Annotated in this window: 4 protein-coding genes and 1 pseudogene; 1 reads left to right on the forward strand and 4 read right to left on the reverse strand. The window is 66.5% G+C overall.

The features are described 5' to 3' along the window. Positions 1-134: 134 nt before the first annotated feature. Together rpsG and rpsL are read right to left on the reverse strand one after the other, a co-directional pair. Positions 135-608 (reverse strand): 30S ribosomal protein S7, encoded by a 474-nt coding sequence (gene rpsG / locus ACLL81_RS11390; protein ID WP_411288461.1) that lies wholly within the window; start codon positions 606-608, stop codon positions 135-137. A gap of 12 nt (positions 609-620) precedes the next feature. Continuing rightward, complete coding sequence (gene rpsL / locus ACLL81_RS11395) at positions 621-992, reverse strand: 30S ribosomal protein S12 (protein ID WP_411288462.1); 372 nt, start codon at positions 990-992, stop codon at positions 621-623. A gap of 319 nt (positions 993-1,311) precedes the next feature. On the opposite strand from rpsL, the gene ACLL81_RS11400 reads away from it, so the two are divergent. Next, positions 1,312-1,974: a hypothetical protein gene (locus ACLL81_RS11400; RefSeq protein ID WP_411288463.1), complete on the forward strand. Its 663-nt coding sequence runs from the start codon at positions 1,312-1,314 to the stop codon at positions 1,972-1,974. A 13-nt stretch (positions 1,975-1,987) separates the two neighbouring features. Here the strand turns inward: ACLL81_RS11400 and ACLL81_RS11405 are convergent, their stop codons facing one another. Together ACLL81_RS11405 and ACLL81_RS11410 are read right to left on the reverse strand one after the other, a co-directional pair. After that, positions 1,988-2,197 (reverse strand): hypothetical protein, encoded by a 210-nt coding sequence (locus ACLL81_RS11405; RefSeq protein WP_411288464.1) that lies wholly within the window; start codon positions 2,195-2,197, stop codon positions 1,988-1,990. Positions 2,198-2,325: 128 nt separating this feature from the next. Further along, positions 2,326-3,015 (reverse strand): annotated as a pseudogene (locus tag ACLL81_RS11410) (DNA-directed RNA polymerase subunit beta'); the annotation flags it as partial.

Raw genomic sequence — 3,015 nt, forward strand, 5'->3', positions numbered from 1 at the left:
GCGCTAGTCGTCGATTTTATGAATGCAGGGCATAGCGATAGCTTTGCGAAAATAGCTGTTCGAGGGCGGCTGAACGGACAGCGCGGGCGGTCTAGCTCAAACCGCCCGCGCCGGAAAGTTCAGGATATAGGGTCTTACCAGCGGTAGTGCGAGAAGGCCCGGTTGGCTTCGGCCATCTTGTGGGTGTCTTCGCGCTTCTTCACCGCGGCGCCGCGGTTGGTCGAAGCGTCCAGCAGTTCGCCGGCCAACTTCTCGGTCATGGTGTTTTCGCCACGCTTGCGCGCCGCGGTCACCAGCCAGCGGATGGCCAGCGCCTTGCGACGCTCGGGACGGACTTCCACGGGCACCTGATAGGTCGCGCCGCCAACCCGGCGGGAGCGGACCTCGATGGCCGGAGCGACATTTTCCAGGGCCGAGTGGAAGGTCTCCAGCGGGCCCTGGTCCTTGCGTTTGGACTCCAGGATGTCGAACGCGCCATAGATGATGTTCTCGGCGACGGCTTTCTTACCTTCGTACATCACGTAATTCATGAACTTGGTGACGACGAGGTCCCCGAACTTCGGGTCCGGAAGGACTTCGCGTTTCTCAGCGCGACGGCGGCGGGACATTGTTCTTCTTCCTTACTTAGGACGCTTGGCGCCGTAGAGCGAACGACGCTGCTTGCGGTCCTTCACCCCTTGGGTGTCGAGCACGCCGCGCAGGATGTGATAGCGCACGCCGGGAAGGTCCTTCACGCGGCCGCCGCGGATCAGTACCACGGAGTGTTCCTGCAGGTTGTGGCCTTCGCCGGGGATGTAGCACACCGCTTCGATGCCGGTGGTCAGGCGGACCTTGGCGACCTTACGCAGAGCCGAGTTCGGCTTCTTCGGCGTGGTCGTGTAGACCCGAGTGCAGACGCCGCGGCGCTGCGGGCAGCCCTTGAGGGCCGGCACCTTGTTGCGCGAGGGCTTGTCGTGCCGCGGCTTGCGGATGAGCTGGTTGACTGTCGGCATCTAATCTCTGCTGCGTGGAGGCGTGTGCCGTTGGGCCGAAGCGCCTCTGTGGATCCTGTTGTCGTCTTGACCTTCAAGGCCGCCCGCCGAACGCAAAAACTCGCCGGGACGCCTTGCTTGAGCATTCCGGCGGGAGAGGTTCATCGGGACAGGGAAGAATCCCGGTCTCGAAAGAGCGCGCTACATAGTCGGATCGGGCTGGCCCGTCAATGTTTGGCAGGGGAGCCCACGCCCTTGCGCGGTCGCGACGGTTTCGGCCACGAAATCGCCGCGGGGCGCCGCTCTTCCTAGGGTGAAGCTTCGAGGGAGTCGCTGGGGCATGCAGCCGATCAGGCGCCGTGGGCGTACCGCGGCCGTGGCCTTGTCCGCCGCGGCTCATGCCGCCGTACTGGCCGTGCTGGCCGCCCACACGCCGCTCCTGCGCCTGTCGCCCGAGACCGACCCCGGCCCGCCCGAGGCGATCATCCCGCTCCTAATATTGCCGCGCACCCCGCCTCCGCCGGGAACGGCCGGCCCGCCGACCCCGGTGCGCCTGCACCGCCGGCCACCGCGGGCGCCCACCGAGGAGCTGCCGGTGGCGCCGCTGATCGCGCCCCTGGCGACGCCCTCCCCGGCCCCTGCCGTCACCGGGCCCGTCACAGTCGCGGCGCCGCCAGACCCGATGGCGCAGAACGCTAGCGCGGCGTTGCGGGGAAAGCTGGGCTGCATGAGCGCCGGCCTGTTGGGCCTGACCCGGGCGCAGCTCGAAGCCTGCGAGGATGAGTTGGCCAAGGGAGTCCGGCAGGCGGAGTTCCCGGGCCTGGGGCTGGATGCGGACAAGAACTCCGCCTTGGCCCGCGCCGCGGCGCGCAAGGAAGCAGACTACAAGTACATGCGCGCGCCCGTGCCCCCCGGCTTCACCACCGCGGGGCCCGGACAGAGCGCCGAGAGCCTGGGCCAGTCACTGGGCAACGATCGACCGGCCCTGACGGTCCCCTTCTGAGGGTGTCGGCGGCTCAGTCAAAGACATCAAAGATCTCGAAGCCCGCCTTCTTCCGGCAGTTGTAGGGGTCGTATCGGTGCTTCTTCTGGTGGTCGTCGTAGGGATGGCGGGTCCGCCAGGCGTCGGGATCGCGGTGGAAGTCCTTCACCTCGCTGTCGAAGCGCTGGCGATCCTGCAGCTGGCCGGCCTGGTCCTGACGCGCGTCACCCAGGATCTCTTCCATCTCGCCTCGAGCTAGCTAGATCCCCCGCAGCGCGTTGGCCAGACCATCTAGGACCGCCGCGCCCAAAGCGAAACGGCCCGGGACTGCTCCCGGGCCGTTCGTTAGGCTTGCGCGCTGGATCGCGAAGGCTAGACCTTCTCGGCCTCCGCCTCGACGGCGATGACTTCCGGCAAGGGCTCCATGGCTTCCTCGCGGCTGGCCGTGAGCACTTCGTCGCGCTTGGCGGCGATGCGCTGCAGGTTGCGCAGGTAAGAGCCAGTGCCCGCCGGGATCAGGCGGCCCACGATCACGTTCTCCTTGAGGCCCTCCAGGGTGTCGACCTTGCCCTGGACGGACGCCTCGGTGAGCACGCGGGTGGTTTCTTGGAAGGACGCCGCCGAGATGAAGCTGCGGGTCTGCAGCGACGCCTTAGTGATGCCTAGCAGCACCGGCTGGGTGAGCGCCGGACGGCCGCCACGGGCTTCCGTCTTGGCGATCTCCTCGTCCACTTCGATCTTGTCGAGGTGGTCGCCCTTGAGCAGGCCGGTGTCGCCCGGCTCCAGGATTTCCACCTTCTGCAGCATCTGACGCACGATGGTCTCAATGTGCTTGTCGTTGATCGGCACGCCCTGGAGGCGATAGACCTCCTGGATTTCGTTGACCAGGAATTCGGCCAGCGCCTCGATGCCCAGAATCCGCAGGATATCGTGCGGGTCGGGGTTGCCGTCGATGATGTACTCGCCCTTGCGGATCACGTCGCCATCGTGGACGGCGATATGCTTGCCCTTGGGGATCAGGAACTCGACCGCCTCGCCGCCGTCTTCGGGGGTGATCTTGAT

Origin of the sequence: Phenylobacterium sp. (assembly GCF_046590535.1) — a bacterium.
Taxonomy (GTDB): Bacteria; Pseudomonadota; Alphaproteobacteria; order Caulobacterales; family Caulobacteraceae; genus Phenylobacterium.